At 50.4% G+C, this 240-nt stretch carries 1 rRNA gene; it reads right to left on the bottom strand.

Annotated features, from left to right (window positions below):
• Nucleotides 1-240, bottom strand: a 16S ribosomal RNA gene (locus tag H6A27_RS14860); the annotation flags it as partial.

The following is a 240-nucleotide window of genomic DNA, read 5'->3' as shown; positions in this document are numbered from 1 at the left end:
GTGGGGGACCTTCCTCTCAGAACCCCTATCCATCGTCGGCTAGGTGGGCCGTTACCCCGCCTACTACCTAATGGAACGCATCCCCATCGTTTACCGATAAATCTTTAATCTTAAGTACATGAGTCATTAAGATACCATCGGGTATTAATCTTTCTTTCGAAAGGCTATCCCCGAGTAAACGGAAGGTTGGATACGCGTTACTCACCCGTGCGCCGGTCGCCGGCAATTGAAGCAAGCTTC

It is taken from the genome of Bacteroides caecigallinarum, assembly GCF_016902295.1.
GTDB classification, from domain to species: domain Bacteria; phylum Bacteroidota; class Bacteroidia; order Bacteroidales; family Bacteroidaceae; genus Phocaeicola; species Phocaeicola caecigallinarum_A.
This window is presented reverse-complemented; position numbering and strand designations above follow the sequence as displayed.